General features: G+C 37.3%; 18 protein-coding genes. 11 read left to right on the top strand and 7 right to left on the bottom strand.

Features of this window, described 5'->3' with window-relative positions; translation table 11 throughout:
- The first annotated feature begins 83 nt into the window (after window positions 1-83).
- From DKG80_RS20030 to DKG80_RS19995, 8 genes are all read left to right on the top strand, one after another.
- Entirely contained in the window at window positions 84-1,940 is a 1,857-nt protein-coding gene (locus DKG80_RS20030) for a CRTAC1 family protein (RefSeq protein ID WP_109833165.1), read from the top strand.
- A 523-nt stretch (window positions 1,941-2,463) separates the two neighbouring features.
- Window positions 2,464-3,876 carry an MBL fold metallo-hydrolase gene (locus DKG80_RS20025; protein ID WP_109833164.1) on the top strand — a complete coding sequence of 471 codons (1,413 nt, stop codon included), beginning with the start codon at window positions 2,464-2,466 and terminating at the stop codon, window positions 3,874-3,876.
- 7 nt (window positions 3,877-3,883) lie between these two features.
- Complete coding sequence (locus DKG80_RS20020; RefSeq protein WP_109833163.1) at window positions 3,884-4,201, top strand: rhodanese-like domain-containing protein; 318 nt, start codon at window positions 3,884-3,886, stop codon at window positions 4,199-4,201.
- A gap of 42 nt (window positions 4,202-4,243) precedes the next feature.
- A complete protein-coding gene (locus tag DKG80_RS20015; RefSeq protein WP_109833162.1) occupies window positions 4,244-4,816 on the top strand; it encodes a YeeE/YedE family protein in 573 nt (190 codons plus the stop codon).
- Between the two features lie 11 nt (window positions 4,817-4,827).
- Window positions 4,828-5,241, top strand: a complete 414-nt coding sequence (locus DKG80_RS20010) for a DUF6691 family protein (RefSeq protein ID WP_109833185.1) — start codon at window positions 4,828-4,830, stop codon at window positions 5,239-5,241.
- Window positions 5,241-5,450 (top strand): hypothetical protein, encoded by a 210-nt coding sequence (locus DKG80_RS20005; protein ID WP_109833161.1) that lies wholly within the window; start codon window positions 5,241-5,243, stop codon window positions 5,448-5,450. The genes DKG80_RS20010 and DKG80_RS20005 overlap by 1 nt, the downstream gene beginning before the upstream one ends.
- Window positions 5,451-5,605: 155 nt before the next feature.
- Window positions 5,606-5,950, top strand: a complete 345-nt coding sequence (trxA, locus tag DKG80_RS20000; protein ID WP_245907051.1) for a thioredoxin — start codon at window positions 5,606-5,608, stop codon at window positions 5,948-5,950.
- Window positions 5,943-6,449: a rhodanese-like domain-containing protein gene (locus DKG80_RS19995; RefSeq protein ID WP_245907050.1), complete on the top strand. Its 507-nt coding sequence runs from the start codon at window positions 5,943-5,945 to the stop codon at window positions 6,447-6,449. Before trxA ends, DKG80_RS19995 begins: the two co-directional genes overlap by 8 nt.
- 18 nt (window positions 6,450-6,467) lie before the next feature.
- On the opposite strand, the gene DKG80_RS19990 is transcribed toward DKG80_RS19995, so the two are convergent.
- From DKG80_RS19990 to DKG80_RS19980, 3 genes are all read right to left on the bottom strand, one after another.
- Window positions 6,468-9,305: a M4 family metallopeptidase gene (locus tag DKG80_RS19990; RefSeq protein ID WP_109833160.1), complete on the bottom strand. Its 2,838-nt coding sequence runs from the start codon at window positions 9,303-9,305 to the stop codon at window positions 6,468-6,470.
- Window positions 9,298-9,708, bottom strand: a complete 411-nt coding sequence (locus tag DKG80_RS19985; protein WP_162556013.1) for a hypothetical protein — start codon at window positions 9,706-9,708, stop codon at window positions 9,298-9,300. Before DKG80_RS19985 ends, DKG80_RS19990 begins: the two co-directional genes overlap by 8 nt.
- Before the next feature lie 103 nt (window positions 9,709-9,811).
- Window positions 9,812-10,519, bottom strand: a complete 708-nt coding sequence (locus DKG80_RS19980) for an NUDIX hydrolase (protein ID WP_109833158.1) — start codon at window positions 10,517-10,519, stop codon at window positions 9,812-9,814.
- A gap of 99 nt (window positions 10,520-10,618) precedes the next feature.
- Here DKG80_RS19980 and galE point away from each other — a divergent pair, with 99 nt between their 5' ends.
- Genes galE through DKG80_RS19965 form a run of 3 tightly spaced genes read left to right on the top strand, consistent with a single transcriptional unit; the run spans window position 10,619 to window position 13,793 of the window.
- A complete protein-coding gene (galE, locus tag DKG80_RS19975) occupies window positions 10,619-11,635 on the top strand; it encodes a UDP-glucose 4-epimerase GalE (RefSeq protein ID WP_109833157.1) in 1,017 nt (338 codons plus the stop codon).
- Window positions 11,636-11,642: 7 nt separating this feature from the next.
- Window positions 11,643-12,764: a galactokinase gene (galK, locus tag DKG80_RS19970; RefSeq protein WP_109833156.1), complete on the top strand. Its 1,122-nt coding sequence runs from the start codon at window positions 11,643-11,645 to the stop codon at window positions 12,762-12,764.
- Between the two features lie 6 nt (window positions 12,765-12,770).
- Window positions 12,771-13,793 (top strand): UDP-glucose--hexose-1-phosphate uridylyltransferase, encoded by a 1,023-nt coding sequence (locus DKG80_RS19965; RefSeq protein ID WP_109833155.1) that lies wholly within the window; start codon window positions 12,771-12,773, stop codon window positions 13,791-13,793.
- Between the two features lie 219 nt (window positions 13,794-14,012).
- On the opposite strand, the gene DKG80_RS19960 is transcribed toward DKG80_RS19965, so the two are convergent.
- The 4 genes from DKG80_RS19960 to DKG80_RS19945 all read right to left on the bottom strand — a co-directional run bounded on the left by DKG80_RS19960 (window position 14,013) and on the right by DKG80_RS19945 (window position 16,771).
- Window positions 14,013-14,459: a hypothetical protein gene (locus DKG80_RS19960; RefSeq protein ID WP_162556012.1), complete on the bottom strand. Its 447-nt coding sequence runs from the start codon at window positions 14,457-14,459 to the stop codon at window positions 14,013-14,015.
- 97 nt (window positions 14,460-14,556) lie between these two features.
- Window positions 14,557-15,435 (bottom strand): alpha/beta fold hydrolase, encoded by an 879-nt coding sequence (locus tag DKG80_RS19955; protein ID WP_109833153.1) that lies wholly within the window; start codon window positions 15,433-15,435, stop codon window positions 14,557-14,559.
- Between the two features lie 28 nt (window positions 15,436-15,463).
- Window positions 15,464-16,060, bottom strand: a complete 597-nt coding sequence (locus tag DKG80_RS19950; RefSeq protein WP_109833152.1) for a TetR/AcrR family transcriptional regulator — start codon at window positions 16,058-16,060, stop codon at window positions 15,464-15,466.
- A 141-nt stretch (window positions 16,061-16,201) separates the two neighbouring features.
- The gene (locus DKG80_RS19945; RefSeq protein WP_109833151.1) at window positions 16,202-16,771 is read right to left on the bottom strand and encodes a TlpA family protein disulfide reductase; all 570 of its coding nucleotides are present in this window, start codon (window positions 16,769-16,771) and stop codon (window positions 16,202-16,204) included.

Raw genomic sequence — 16,771 nt, 5'->3', positions numbered from 1 at the left:
ATTGCATGAAATCTGCTAAAAAGGTCTGAGTATTCTATTGTCATCGTTTTTATTTTTGGCTCTAGTCTAAATGATTGATAAGAATGAGTTTTCAGTGTATTTATAGTTTTTTGACTGTCGTTTTTTTAGCGGCATTTTTTCAAGATGGACTCCAAGCTCAGCATAAGGGGACTATTTTTTCTGAGAGTTCGGAAATTGTTCGTTTTGAGAAAAAATCACGACGGAAATGGGATAGTCCAGTGATTTGCGACTTGGATCAAGATGGATACCTTGATCTCTTACTTACAGATCACGCCAGAAGAGTAGAGGTGTACTGGAATAATAAAGGTCGTTTTGACCAAGGTACGCCATTTATCTTTGGAGATACTCATGGGATTGCAGTTAGTGATATTGATAGAGACGGAAGGATAGATGTTATAGTACAACCAGGAGGAGGAGGAGGAAAAAAACTCAGCCAGACGAGGGTATTCACAATCAATAAGGATAGAACGGTAGAAGGTGGTCAAGCATTGTCACATCTAGAAAATAGTCGTGGAAGAGCTGTTAAGTTAATTGATGCTGATAACAATGGTGATTTGGATATGCTATTAACTGCATTTGCAGCTAAAAAGACACTTAGTCATGCCAATTTCATGTATAAGGCCGACAAGCAAAAAAAGTTCTCATTCGTAGATTATTTACCTCATGGACATAGATTTAGCATGCGTGCTGCTCTAACTGATATTGACAATGACAGAGATACGGATTTGTTGTTTTACGGCGGTTCTAATTTTGTTTCAGTTATGGGGTTAGAAGGAATAGCTTTTGAAAATAAGACTAATAAGCTTTTTGGGGAGTTGAAAAACACTGAAAATGTATCTGCGATTACTAATATCGATATAGACAATGATGGTGATATGGATCTCCTTTTAACTAGAGCTAAACATCCATTTGAAACTGAAGCCCAGTATAATGAATCAGACGACTTGTTCTATTTTTTTGTAAGGGGCAAGCCTTATGAATTTGATAGTTTGAAAATTGATGGAGATTTTAGAATAGAAAACTTACAAATGGCATATCCTCATTTTGATGTATTTGTAGGAAGAAATACTAGGTTATTGAAATTAGATGAAGATAGACATGCTCAACAGGATTTTGTTTTATCACATGATGAAGCGAATGGTTTTCCAGAAGATACATCTGCTAAGGGGTTATATATTGGGAGCTTAGGCAACGGTTATTGGAAGATTAAAATAAACACTAAGTCTCCTACTTCAGGTGTGATCCATCAGGTAGTAGCAAAACCGGAAACAATTAATTTAGAAGATATGCCAGTGAGGTTGTTACGAAATGACAAAGGTGATTTTGAAGATGTATCTGAGGAGTTTGGTGTCAATATGTTAGAGCAGGCTTCAGGCGCTGTATCAGGGGACTTTGATAATGATGGTTGGACTGATATGGTCATAATAAAGTATGGTCATTCAGCAGAGGTTTTTGAGCAAGTGTATTATAAGAATTTAGAAGGAAAAGGGTTTGAAAAAGTAGAAGGACATGGAGTGATAAGGACTGAACTTGGTGCGACTGGAGCTGGTATTGAGGCTTTTGACTACGATAAAGATGGGGATCTTGATATCGTCTATGGAAATGAAAGAGGAAGGTGGCATTTATTTACTAATGAATTGGACTCGCGTAATCATTATGTAGTAGTAAAAGTAGGAAACTCTCCTACAGGTAAATCGCTAGCAATGGGGGCAGAACTCACCCTTGTTGTTGGAGATAAAATATATAAGAGAACAATAGGCGTTTCATCAGCATATTCGTGCCAAAGCTTTGATAACTATCTGCATGTGGGTCTTGGTCAATCCAAAAAGGTAGATAAAGCCGAGATTGTTTGGAGTAATGGTGAAAGGCAGGTTTTGAAAATTAAGAAGGTAAATAGGACTTATTTTGCAGGACAGTAAGTTGTTTTAAACCACTTTATTGAATAAAACCTTAAAATAGCAATGACTCTTAAAACTAAGAAGAGAGCTTGAATAACACTTTAAGTTTATTTAGAATTAGATACAAAAGCTTTATGAACGAGATATTTACTATCTAGTGGTAAACTATTGTTAAGAAATAGATCTTTTACATATCGTGTAAAGTCGACTTTAATTACAATGATCTCCATCGAAGACATTTTTTTAAAGAAAAAAGCTTCACAATTGATGTAAATTATTTGTGATATTGCATAATAAAGTAGGTTAATTTTTCAATGTGTCAATAACATTGATTTAGCCTAAATGCATCGCATTTGGTTATGATCAAAGGAGATCGTCTTCATAGATATCATTCTTTTCTTTAAATCTTATACTGAATGAGGTTGCTTTTATATTTTACTATATGCAGTAACTTCATTCTTATTCCACTTGTAACAATTGTTACATCTGACAAGATATCACCATCGTATAATTGCAAAAGTTTAACCAACTATGATACTAGAATATGAAAGTTGAACAGATATATACCGGATGCTTAGCTCAAGGAGCCTACTATGTACAAAGCGGAGATGAAGCGATCATCATCGATCCACTGAGAGAGGTAGATCAATACGTGAAGAGGGCCAATGATATGGGGGCGAAGATCAAGTACATTTTTGAGACTCATTTTCATGCTGACTTTGTTTCTGGTCATGTAGACCTCGCCAAAAAGACTGGAGCTGAAATCATATATGGTCCGACTGCACAGACGAATTACGAAAGTAGAGTAGCAAAGGATGAGGAGGTTTTCAATTTCGGAGAGCTTAAGATGAAAGTCCTACATACTCCAGGACATACGATGGAGAGTAGTTCATTCCTTCTATATGACGAGTCAGGGACAGAAAAAGCTTTGTTTTCGGGAGATACACTGTTCATAGGAGATGTAGGAAGGCCGGATTTGGCGGTGAAGTCAGATTTAAGTCAAGAGGATTTGGCGGGACTATTGTTCGATAGTTTGAGAAATAAGATCATGGTATTGCCAGATGATGTGATCGTATATCCGGCTCATGGAGCAGGTTCGGCTTGTGGCAAAAATATGTCTAAGGAAACTTGGGATACACTAGGGCATCAAAAAGAGGTAAACTATGCCTTGAGAGCAGATATGACCAAGGAGGAGTTTGTGAAAGAAGTGAATACGGGTATAGCTCCGCCACCACAGTATTTCGCAAAGAATGCGATGATGAACAAATCCGGTTACCAGAGTATTGATTCGGTGTTGGAAAAAGGTCAGGTGGCATTAGATGTGGAAACGTTCGAAGCGATGGCCAATAACGAAGGAGCAATGGTATTGGATGTGCGTCACCAAGATGAATTTGTCAAAGCCCATATTCCTAATTCTATCTTTATAGGATTGGATGGTGGGTTTGCACCTTGGGTAGGGGCTTTGATCACGGACTTGAAGCAACCGATAGTCCTAGTAGTAGATGAAGGCCGAGAGGAGGAGGCTGTTACCAGACTTAGCAGAGTTGGTTATGACAATACACTGGGGTATCTAAAAGGGGGACTTCAAACATGGAAAGAGACAGGTAAAACAGTTGAGTCTCTGAAGAGTATAGATCCATCAGAATTTGAAAGTGATTTTGAAAAGGGTAAGATTAATGTTTTGGATGTGCGAAAGCCTGGTGAGTATCAGTCAGAGCATGTACAGGGTGCTATCACATTGCCATTGGATTACATCAATGAAAATATGCATGAATTGAACAGAGATGAACAATACTACGTTCACTGTGCAGGAGGGTACCGATCAGTGATAGCGTCATCTATTTTAAAGTCGAGAGGATTTGATCAGTTGATAGATGTAAAAAAAGGATTCAAAGGAATCAAAGAGACTGGAGTTCCGCGTACTGATTATGTTTGCCCTTCGACTTTAAAAAAATAAAAATATCATGTTTGAAGATTTAGATGAAGTGGACTTCATGGAGAAGTTCGAAGCTGACGACAACGCAGTATTATTAGACGTAAGAACACAAGAAGAAGTAGATGCTGGCTACATCGCTGGGGCTGATACAAGTTTGGATTTTTTCGATCCTGAATTTCCAAATAAAGTAGATGCATTAGATAAAACGAAAAACTATTATATCTACTGTAGAAGTGGAAATAGAAGTGGACAGGCATGTCAATTGATGGCTTCAAAGGGTTTCGACGGAGAGTTGATCAACCTTCAAGGAGGTATCATGGGATGGACAGGAGATTTAGAGATGTAATACTCTTTTTCTCTTGTAGCGAATACAGCAGCAGAGAAAAATATGAATTTAATAGAATATGTTAGCCAGCCATGGCCTTGGTATGTGGCTGGCCCATTAATAGCAGTGGTCATGACCCTGCTATTAATTTTTGGGAAGAAGTTTGGAATCTCCAGTAACCTTGAGACGATCTGTACCATAGCTGGTGCAGGAAAGTTTGTTGATTATTTTAAGGTTGACTGGAAGAAGCAAGTTTGGAACCTAGTATTTGTACTAGGGTGTGTCATTGGTGGATATATAGCTCAGAATTTCCTTATGTCAGGCGATCAAATAGCTATCTCTGATGCTACTGTAGACTCTTTGAAGGCCTATGGATTAGCTCAGCCGGGGCAAGGCTATTTACCTGATCAGTTTTTAGGTTGGGAAGGGTTGACTTCAATGTCAGGTCTCATCATGATGGTATTTGGAGGGTTATTTGTTGGTTTTGGAACACGCTACGCTGGCGGATGCACCTCGGGACATGCCATCTCAGGTTTGAGCAATTTACAGCTTCCCTCACTGATAGCAGTGGTAGGCTTTTTTATTGGGGGATTGATTACGACTCATTTTATTCTCCCTATTCTCTTCGCTTTATAATGTTCGGTTCTATGAAATTTATCAAGTATTTACTAGTCGGAATTGTATTCGGAATTATACTGACCAAGGCGGAAGTCACTTCGTGGTATCGCATTTTTGAAATGTTCAATTTTCAGTCATTTCACATGTATGGTGTGATAGGATCTGCAGTAGGTTTGGGCATCCTCTCAATTGCTTTGATCAAAAAGTCCAATATTCACTCGACTGAGGGAGTTCCGATTTCCATCAAACCCAAGGAAGGAGGAGTGCTTAGGCTTTTGATAGGAGGAACTATTTTCGGTTTAGGTTGGGCTATGACTGGAGCATGTCCAGGTCCTATGTTTATTATTCTAGGACAAGGTTATAGTGCGTTCATAGTTGTAATACTTTCGGCAATAGTTGGAGCCTTTTTATACGGCTTGATGAAGAAAAGACTTCCACACTAATGAAGGGTTCAAAATTGAGGTTAGCAATTTTGATGTGTTTGACTCTTGGTTTAGCTCCGTTTTTTCCTGAACCTCACATAATAGGTAAACTAAGATGGATAGCAGGAGGTGCTGAGGGTATGCATCCAATGGATTGGTTTGACTTTCTTTTGCATGGAGGCCCTTGGGTGTACTTGACCATCTTGTTATTGCTCAAAATAATTAAGTGAAGCGTATCAATTATTTTGAGCACCTATTTTTATCAACTTCTTTGACCTGATTCCGTCTCATATTAGAAATGATATGGAATCTATAAGGTAATTCACAAAATAGTACGATTGAACAGCTCAACAATAGATTTTGATAGGTCTTTCAAACGAACTTTATGCAACTATTGAATATTCTTGTATTCTATCAAACAGTAAAAAATACAATGGCAACATTCTCAGATATAATATGTAGTTCTACACCAGTATTGGTCGATTTTTATGCCGATTGGTGTGGCCCATGTAAAATGATGGCACCAGTCCTAGAAGAGCTTTCCGGTGAAGTAAAAGGCAAGGCAAAAGTTATCAAAGTAGATGTAGATAAGAATCAGGCAGTTTCATTGAAATATCAGATTCAGAGCATACCCACTATGATGTTATTCAAGGAAGGTAAAATATTGTGGAGACATGCTGGAACGGCTGGTAAGGAGCAGCTAAAGTCGGTCATAGAATCTCATGTATAAGCTTGCTTTTATTGTATTTATTTGGCCATCTGTTGTCTTTGCTCAAGCTGATGAAATGACGCTCAAAAGAAAAGCATACAAGGCTATGGTTAGTAAACTGCTAAGTCATACAGTAGCAGAGTTGGAGGTTACAGATTCTCTTCCAGAAGGCGCTATTTTTTTAGATGCAAGAGCGAAAGGTGAATACCAAGTAAGCCATATAGATGGTGCAAAGTATGTGGGATATGACGATTTCAAAATCAACCGATTAAAGGATCTTAACAAGAATATACCCATTATAGTGTATTGCTCTGTTGGATATCGGAGCGAGAAAATTGCTGAGAAGCTTGAAAAGGCAGGATATGAACAAGTCTATAATTTGTTAGGAGGAATATTCGAATGGCACAATTCTGGACTGGAGGTCATTGATTCAGAAGGAGTGATTACCGATGATATTCACGGTTATAACTCCCTTTGGGGACAATGGCTAGATAGTGCCAATGTGGTTTATAAACCCTGACCGATTTTTTAGTGTCAATTAGATCTTTATTATTTGTCGTCTGGTTATTTCCTCTCCATTATTCAGTACCAATATATATACACCTGGAGACAAACTTTTTATGTCGATTTGATGGTTAGGACTAAGAATGCCCTGCAATGATAATATTCCAAGCTTGTTATAAAATTTAAATTGTGTTTGTCCATTTATACCCGATACATTGATCAGTTCTCTACTTGGATTAGGATAGACATTTACTAGGCTCTCAACTTGAACATCAACATCTGCTACTTGAGTTTGGTCTTGACTTCCTTCAATATTGAATAAAATAGGCCACTTAGCATCTGTGAGAGATAGTGTACTGAAAGTACTTCTATTACCATATAGCTTGTTAGTATTAAGTGTAGCTATGGCAATTTTGATTTCATCAGTTTTAAAGTCTTTGACTGTACAGTACAATTGAGAGTCATCTAACGAATAGGCAGCATCTCCTAAATCTTGAAACGCTAATTCATCAGCATCATATTGATCAGTATCAAAAAGTACACCTATTTCTTTGGTGATCATATTGTACCCTAAGGTCACAGTATCACCTTCTATTCCTAAATATGGATTCACTTGGTCAAAAGTAAAAATATGAGGAGAGCGAATAGCATAAGAAGGGTTGAGTAAACTGGTACCTTCAAGAAAACCATCAATAGCCACAGTTGTTTGACCAGTGCCAAGATTAGAACCAGATTGATTCCAGACATTTACAAAATATAAAAATGAGTGGTCTGTAAACTCTGTCTCCACTAATACACGTTCACCGTCAAAATCCCAAGCTAAACTGTTTGCTCTGATCGGCGAAACAGGAGATTCTTCCGAATCATCTGAAGTAGGACTTATTTCTATGGAACCTTTCCATGTCTCGGATTCAATGTCATAAATGTGTAAAATAGGGCTGTTTGCCAGTGGAACGGCAGCTATTCTTTTTCCATCTTTTGAGATAGCAGCATTTGCCCATTCAGTATCAGCGTTGATAACTGACTCCGTAATATTTCCGAAAAACCAAGTAAGCTCTATTAACCTTATTTTATTGTTGCTATCTACGAATATGACGCGCTTTCCATCATTCGAGATACTAGGCTTGGATATAGCTTCTGCTAGTGATAAGTCTCTGATTTTTTCTTCGGTGAAGTTGATCATAGAGATACCCTTTGTATTGATATCCGTGTAGAGAAATAATTCATCTCCAAAATCTCTTTCTAGTTCTACAGTATTATCTTCTTCTCCCTTTTGTACAATCCCTACTGCATCGAAACCATTTTGCACTTCCAATAAATCATTATTGGTAAATGTCAGACTAGCAATTCCAGTATCTATTAGGTCCTTTGTACTCTCCTCACAGGCAATTCTCAAGTCGATGAAATTACTGGTAGGTGTCAAGTAGACAGTAAGTGCTCTATAGAATATCTGCTCTGCTTTTTCTTTAGAAATATTCTCTGCTATCAGATAAAATGCGTGATTTGGAATGCCGCTATTTCGATGAACTCCACCTGCATCTCCATATCCGAAATACTTCTCATGTACATGATTCGGCTGCCATCCCCTTGACCAAGGTCTAGTCAAATCTTGATGAGGGTTACTCATATCACGCATGGCTCCTGTAGGGTAAAATCTTGGTTGAACGATATCTTCCCCTATTTGCCAATTATCTCTATCGATCATAGCACCGAAAATATCTGCAAATGATTCATTCACAGCACCCGATTCAAATTCATAATTCAGGTCTGCAGTTGTTTGAATAACTCCATGCGTAAGTTCGTGTCCCCCTACATCTAATCCCCCAGCAAGTGGCTTAAATAAAAACCGACCATTTCCATAAGTTACAGAAGTTCCCGTCCAAAAGGCATTATCTACATCTTCATCATCCTGTTTGAAATCAATAATAGATCTTATATCAGAGCTATTGTCGTCGTATGAAATTCGTCCAAAAGTAGACTCATAGTAGTCATATGACTGACTAGCATTGTATTGAGCAGATACTGCTGAGGGAGACCATGAAGTATTGTTGACCGCGGTAAGTGTTTCTGCTTTCTCCTCTTCATTCAAGGACTGAACAAATAGCCAGCCGGTGTTGCTGAGTTCATTGTACATAGGTTTGGAATTGTCAGCCATTAAGAAAGTGCCATCATCTTCAATAGTTCTGAGGTTGTGTGAAACACCATTTAGATCTATATGATCAGCGTCGTGTTCAGTAATGCTACACATTAGACTTGTAGATTGTAGCACCGATCCATTTCCAGATACTATCAGTTTCCACACCTCAAACGAATTAACAGTCATTTGGAGTAAATAAGAGGGAGTGTAGATAAATCCATTTGCGTAGATTACCTCTTTTGAAGTAGAATTGAATTGAAGGTCTGATTGGTTTAATTTCCTTGTGAGATGGTTTTGAGCTATTTCGACAGCTTCTTTTACTGTTATTTTATATTCTACATCGATGTCATTTATATAATGTAATTGGCCACTTATAGATGAGATTTGATTGTGTTTATTAAAGCCTGCATTTAGATCGCTTTGATAGATTTCTATACCTGAGATGGTTTGAATCAAACGAATACCATTAGATGACTGTCGAATTTGCTTTATTTTGATATTATCTGATATGAAGCCTTCATTCCGAAGAGACTCTTCTATCTGTTCGGATACGTTTTTTACTTGGCTCAATGCTTTTTGGTTAGAGTTATCATAGTATAATCTCAATATGTGATTTTGAGAATACTGGTTCTTGTGTATGACTTCAACAGATGTAGATTGAGCATTTAGAAAAGTACTTGCCAATGGGCTGAAACAGAACAGCAGAAAAAAGAGCTTTATCAAGATTTTATTCATGAGAAATTGCTGTTAAAAATGAATATAGTTCACTAACGATAAGGGGAGGAGGTGAATTATGCTTGCCCCAAGTTATTTTGTTTGTTTTGTTTCCAGACGTTAAAGTAATGCTATAGGTCAGATTACCTGGTTTAGTAAATTGAATATTTAGCATTGAGTCAAGATCAAACTTGGTGGTGAGATCAACGATAGTTTCCTCTTTTAAGTTCAAAACTTTGTCTCTCCATATTAGCTTCTTTTCGTTGATTAATAGTTTTTTCTTTGATGACACACCAGTAAAACCACCACCACTACCAAAAATGATTTCTTTCACTGAAGTATTTATTTCTTGGACAGGTTGAGTTGATTTGCAACGAATACATAGTAATGCAAAAAGAAGAGCCAAGGCTAAAGTTGATTTCATATCTGTAAACATAATTGACTTACAATCAATATGTCATAGGTAGGCTGTCTTAAAAACAACATTCTGTATTAAAATACCATTAGTTTCGCTTAAACAGTATGAATCAATGGAATTGAATGTCAAACCCTCTGCTCAAGTATTCATCATACTTCTCTTTATTGAATGTGTATAAGAAAGCACCTTTCTTAGAGGTGGTTTTGTCCTTTTCTTCTAATTTATCAAGTAATCCTGTTGCCAAGATTTTTTTACGGAAATTGCGATCATCAATTTCTGCTTGATAGATCTGTTCATAAAGACTTTTAAACTGGCGCAAAGTGAATTTTTCAGGTAAAAGCTCAAATCCGATAGGGCTACGCCTTGCTTTGATTTTTAGTTTGCGAATGGCATCTTTTACCATTTGTCCGTGATCTAGAACTAGATTAGGAACTTCAGATATATCAAACCAAAACGAATCATGTTGATCTCTAAGCTGTGCATTGTCCTCTTCAAGCTTCAAGAGACTATAGTAAGCAATTGAAATTACGCGTTCTCCTGTATCACGATCAGCATTACCATAAGTTTTTAATTGCTCAAGGTACAGGCCTGTGATTCCTGTTAGCTCTTCAAGGACGCTTGAAGCAGCATCATCTATGTTTTGACCTTCTTGCACAAAGGAGCCGATGAGAGACCACTCACCAGCATAGGGTTCTACAAGTCGTTTGAAAAGAAGAACTTTTAGTCTCTCCTCCACAGTGTCAAAACCGAAAATAATATTATCCACCGCTACTAAAATCGGGTGGTTACCATAATAATAAGTGTTTGATAATACCATAGTTTTTTTGAGGTTCACCGTAAATTTAGTAGAAATATTTAAAATTAACCGTTATCTTTACGTTTATAAAGTTAAGCTAAATTATTAACCACATTAGAAATGGCCAATAAAATACTCGTTACAGGAGGTGCAGGATACATCGGTTCGCATACTGCAGTAGAATTAATCAATAGCGGATATGAGATAACTATAGTCGATGATCTGTCCAACTCTAAAGAAAGTGCTATTGCTGGAATAGAAAAAATCACGGGTCAGAAAGTTGAGTTTGTAAAACTTGACCTCAGAGATTATGACGCATTGAAAGAGCTTTTTGCAAATAACAAGTTTGATGCTATCATCCATTTTGCAGCGAGTAAGGCAGTTGGTGAATCTATGCAGATTCCACTTCATTACTATAGAAATAATATTCAGTGCTTGTTGAATTTATTGGAGTTAATGGATGAGTATAATGTTCCTAATATGGCATTTTCGTCTTCTTGTACCGTATATGGCCAGCCGGATCAGCTTCCAGTTACAGAGCAAACTCCATTTAAACCCGCAGAATCTACTTACGGGAACACTAAAAAAATCAATGAGGATATATTGAGAGATGCGGCTAGATCAAATGAAAAGTATCAACTGATCGCATTGAGATATTTTAATCCTGTCGGTGCACATGAAACTGCGGAGATTGGGGAGTTACCATTGGGAGTTCCAAATAACTTAATTCCATTCGTAACACAGACCGCTGCAGGGATCAGAGAGCAATTGAGTATTTTTGGAGATGATTATGGTACTCCAGATGGTACAGCAGTGAGAGATTATATCCATGTTGTGGATCTAGCTAAGGCACATGTCATTGCAGTAGATAGATTATTGGGTAAGAAGAATAAAGCTAACTATGAGTTCTTCAACCTAGGAACTGGTAAGGGTTCGTCTGTTCTTGAAGTTGTGAATACTTTCGAACGAGTAAACGATTTGAAGTTGAATTACAAAATAGTAGATAGAAGAGCAGGTGATGTAGAACAAACGTATGCTGATACGACTTTAGCTAATGAAGAGCTGGGTTGGAAAGCAGAGTTAGGATTAGATGAGATGATGAAGTCTGCCTGGGCTTGGCAGCAAAAATTAAATTGATGGTAAGATGAGTGAGGTACAAGTTAAAAAGATGTTGAAAGTAAAGTCTCCAGGTAGAATCAACTTGATCGGTGAACATACTGATTATAATGATGGGTTTGTACTACCGGGAGCGATTGACAAGGCGATGGAGTTTACCATCGAAGAAGTAGATGGGAATATTACGGAGTTGATTGCTCTAGATATAAACGATTCCATTTCTTTTCCTGCAGATAATCTGGAGAAGTCCAAGAAAGGATGGGCTAACTACTGTATCGGTCTACTTGACCTAATGAGAAAAAAAGGGGTCAATGTTCCAGCATTCAAGTGTTCATTTGGAGGTAATATTCCTTTGGGGGCAGGCCTTTCTTCTTCAGCTGCTTTGTCTTGTGGCTTTATGTATGCAGTCAGTGAGTTTTTCGATTTGAAATTGGAAAGACTTGAAATAGCTAAGTTGGCACAGAAAGCCGAGCATGAGTATGCTGGAGTAATGTGCGGTATCATGGATCAGTATGCAGTAGTGTTTGGTAAAGAAGACGCCTTTATTCAGATTGACTGTCGTACGTTTGAGCACAAAGTAGTTCAAGGTGATTTTTCGGGATATAGCGTATTGTTATGCGATACGAATGTAAAGCATTCATTAGCCTCAACAGAATATAACACCAGAAGACAAGAATGTGAAACAGGGGTAAAAGCAATTCAAGAGTTTAAACCTGAAGTCAAAAGCTTAAGAGACGCTACTTTAGAAGACTTAGAGGTCATCAAAGACAAAGTGTCTAAAGAAGTAATTGCGAGATGTACTTACGTAATTAGAGAAATTAAAAGAGTTGAAGATGCAGTAGAGGCAATTGCTGCAGGAGACTTGATCAAGGTAGGTCAATTAATGTATGAAACTCACGAAGGGCTTAGTGTTAGGTATAAAGTGAGTTGTGATGAATTGGACGTATTGGCCGCTTTTGCTAAAGATCATAATGCTGTTATTGGTTCTAGAATGATGGGAGGAGGATTTGGAGGTTGTACGATCAACCTTGTCAAAGAAGATCAGGTTGAAGAATTTAAAGCAGCTATTGCACCTCACTACAAAGAGAAAACCGGGAAAGAGGTTTCATTCTACGATGTCAAAATTTCTAATGGCGTAACTGCCGTATAAAACAACATGAGCACATTTGATATAACAGATCACGCGCACCGAAGATTAAATATCTTGACTGGTGAGTGGGTATTAGTATCTCCACATAGGTCGAAAAGACCTTGGCAAGGTAAAACAGAAGAAGCAGCAAAATCTGAAGGCGTAAGCTATGATCCAAATTGTTTTCTATGTCCTGGTAATACTAGGATTAATGGAGAAGTAAACCCTGACTACAAGGATGTTTTCGTTTTTCAAAATGACTTTGGGGCACTTCAGGCAGATGTACCAGCAGGAGGTATTGACGAGGATGATCTTTTTATTGCTGAATCTGAGCAAGGGATTTGTAGAGTTATATGCTTCTCTCCGGATCATAGTCAGCAATTGGGAAGTATGCCAATTGAGGGAATCGTAAAAGTAGTGAAGGAATGGAAGGCTCAATACAAAGAGCTAGGATCCATGGATTTCATTAATCACGTGCAGATCTTTGAAAACAAAGGGGAGATAATGGGGTGTAGTAACCCTCACCCACATGGTCAGATCTGGGCTCAGAAGAATATTCCTAATGAAGTAGAGAAAGAGTCAAGAAATCAATTGGCTTACTACGAAAAAACTGGAAGAAGTATGTTGGCTGATTACCTAGCCAAAGAATTAGAGAAGCAGGAGAGAATTATTTATGAAAATGATCACTTTGTAGCTTTAGTTCCATTTTGGGCAGTGTGGCCGTTTGAAGCTATGATTGTTTCTAAGAGGCATCTAACTAATATCATGGAGTTGACTGAAGCTGAAGAAGAAGGTTATGCAGATTGCTTGAAAACACTAGCTGCTAAATATGATAAAGTCTTTGATTGTCCATTTCCATATTCGGCTGGTATCCATCAAGCGCCTACAGATGGAAAGGATTATCCAGAATGGCATTTGCATATGCACTTCTATCCACCCTTGTTGAGATCTGCTACAGTGAAAAAATTCATGGTAGGATATGAGATGATGGCTGGTCCTCAGAGAGATATCACAGCTGAAGGAGCTGCGAAAATTCTTAGAGAATTATGATTAATGAATAATTAGAGCTTAATACATATATAAAAAACGCCTCCGTTTGGGGGCGTTTTTAGTTTTGTCTGTCAAGTACTCTTTGTTGTTTTTATTGAAGATCGATACCCGTTTCTTAGATTTATTTATTTTACATAGATTGGGGATCTTTATTGTCGCTGGTCTCTTCTGAAACAAAAATCTCTTTAAATTATTGTTCTAAGGATCCAAAATACTGTGCTAATCTTGTATGATTTCTGCGACTGTTTTGATGGAAGCAACGGTTAGTGAATCTTTGTCAACGTATACGTCCATTTGTACTATTTCACCTATTTCTTTTTTGATTTTAGCGCTGCCAAATTCCGTTTTAGCGTCGGTATAGTGTCTTTCTTCCTCAGAATGTTTTGGTAATGAAAAAGCATGTGCTTCTACAGTGCCAATAGCTTGATTATGATTGTCAATTAAGTGGATGTTGAAGTCCAGTTTGTGAATATCAAAATCTGTTTCGTTCGTTACTGTATAAGTGATTTCAAGATTATCCCAACCATATTTAGCCACCTTTTTGATGTCTTTGATTTCTAGTTGGATACCTTCTCTTATTTGATATGCCTGATAGGCGGTGAAATCCTGTGCATAGACTCCAAGTGATATTAATAACCCAAAAAGGGTCAAGCTCATCTTATTCATAACATTAACATTTTATATAATACATAACAGATATATAACTGTGTCGTGTATTGGAAAATTATAAGTGAGATTAGTTATCGACAGGTGGAGCCTTCAATTAAGCGTTTACTGTCTCAGGGATGACACTTCTTTGTGGTTTGCTATCGTTGATTAAAGCTTTAGATACCAAGTTGATTACTTCTTGATCCCAAAGCATTCTATAGTGTCCCTTATTCTCTGTTTCTATTAATTCACTGCTTGTAATTTCGTGATGAACACGTCTAGCTTTTTCGATACTAATAATTTTATCATGTTTATCGTGGATGATGGTCAATTTTTTGAATTGAGCGCGTTGTCCCAGTTTTTCGATTTGTAATGACTCTAGAGGTTCACCAAGAATACCAGATGCTAGGTCATTAAGTCTTTTCTGAGACTTTTGATTTAACCCGATGAAAGATCCGAATTCCAGAAATACATCAGTCAGTTTATTTGGAGTGGTCAAGAATACCAATTGATTGATAGTATGTGACGTGTTGGCTAATGTATATGAAGTGACAGCTGAACCAAATGAGTGCGAAACAATTGAAAAAGGTTCCATGGGGTTAATGTGATTGATTACAGCCATTAAAGCATCTTTACACATTTTGAGGTTAGTTTTGGTAAGCTTGGAATATCCATGTGCGGGTAGATTAAAAATAATAACATGAAAGTCATCCTGAGCCAGCTGCTCTGCAATAGCTGACATGCTAGCGGCATTAGATTCCCATCCGTGTACTAATATGACTAAATCTCCATCAGTAGGGCCTAGTTCATAGCATTCAATATCTTCTAAAGGAAATTTTATACTAAAGCTTTCAGCATTGTTGAAAAATAATTTTTCCTTATCCCTTAGTTTTTTGTTGAGGGGTTTTTGAAATAAGTCGAATGCTAACCTGCCTGCGATTTTAGGTGCTAAGAATGAGGTTGTTTTGAAAAATAGTTTAATGAGTGTTTTCATGAGTGTGTTTTTATACTGAAAGGTATTTTTAGGTCATTAATTCTTTTCTAATTACTTGGTCTATACTGTTCATCATATCTACCATTTGTCTGTTGTTATTTCTCATATACGACATGAATATACTTCCTTGAATTTGAGCATACATTTGATTGGCATAGTAGTCAGAATCAATTTCATCTTTTATCGCACCTTCACTCTTAGCTTGTTCAATTAAATCTGATAGGCCTTTGACAAGTTTATTCATTACATCTACCACTCTATTATATAAAATACTGTTGTGATTCATAGAATCGATTCCCATGTTCAACATAGGACAGCCTCCGGATAGTTTGTTGTCAAGATAGTAGGACCTGTAGAAATTAGTGATCGCAAAAAGCTTGGATATGCCAGGTGCTTCCATGTCCATATGTGCCCGAAGTGTGCCCATCGCTTGTCGGATATTATAATTGAACGCTTCCAAGGCTAGTTCTTCTTTATTCTCAAAGTTGCCATAGATAGCGCCTTTGCTGAGACCGGTTGCTTTTGTAATATCAGAAAGACTAGTTCCAGTATAACCATGCTTGTTGAAGTATGGACCTACTGTTTCCAGTATATATTGTTTTGTTTTCTCCGCTTTCGTCAACATATGGCAAAGTTAGTTGATTTTATAAATATACCAATTGGTATATTTATAAACCTGTTGTTTTATCGTAGTTATTGTTAAATCCGAAAAATAGAGTCTGTTATACGTTATGATTTGAGATTTTATAGCTTCTCTATCAGAGCTTCATTTTGTTGGGCTTAGGAGGTTTCGTATTTCTTCAGTATTATACTTGGCCATTCCAGTTTTCTTAACGATGATTTTACCTTCAGGGGAAATAATAAACGTAGTGGGGATGGATTGTGATTGAAAAACTTCAGGGCGTCGAGAAGAGATTTTATAAATGGGAAATTCGTATCCTTTTTTAGCAATGTATTCTTTAGCTTTTTCGAAGTTTTGATCTAGATTAATCATTACGAATTTGGTATTTGAGTTTTCAACTTTTAAATAAAGATCATTGATGTCAGGCATTTCAGCAATGCATGGGGGGCACCACGTGGCCCAAAAGTTCAGAAAAATGTACTTGCCTTTGAACTCATTAAAGTTGACTTTGTTTCCTTCAGCGTCTGATAATAAAAAATTATAATCAGCAGAAACGGCTTCCTTTTCTTGTATAATGGTGGGGGAAATGATTCCAGTCATTAGGATACCTTTTTGCATAAAAGCTGATACATGTTTGCCCCATCCTGTGAAATATAAAAGCCCAAATATGGCTAGCACTGTTATTACTTCTTTTGTCTCTTTTTTAACTTTCAT

The organism is Reichenbachiella versicolor, from assembly GCF_003171675.1.
Classification (GTDB): domain Bacteria; phylum Bacteroidota; class Bacteroidia; order Cytophagales; family Cyclobacteriaceae; genus Reichenbachiella; species Reichenbachiella versicolor.
Note: the sequence above shows the minus strand (reverse complement) of the source record. Positions and strands in the feature narration are given on the sequence as shown.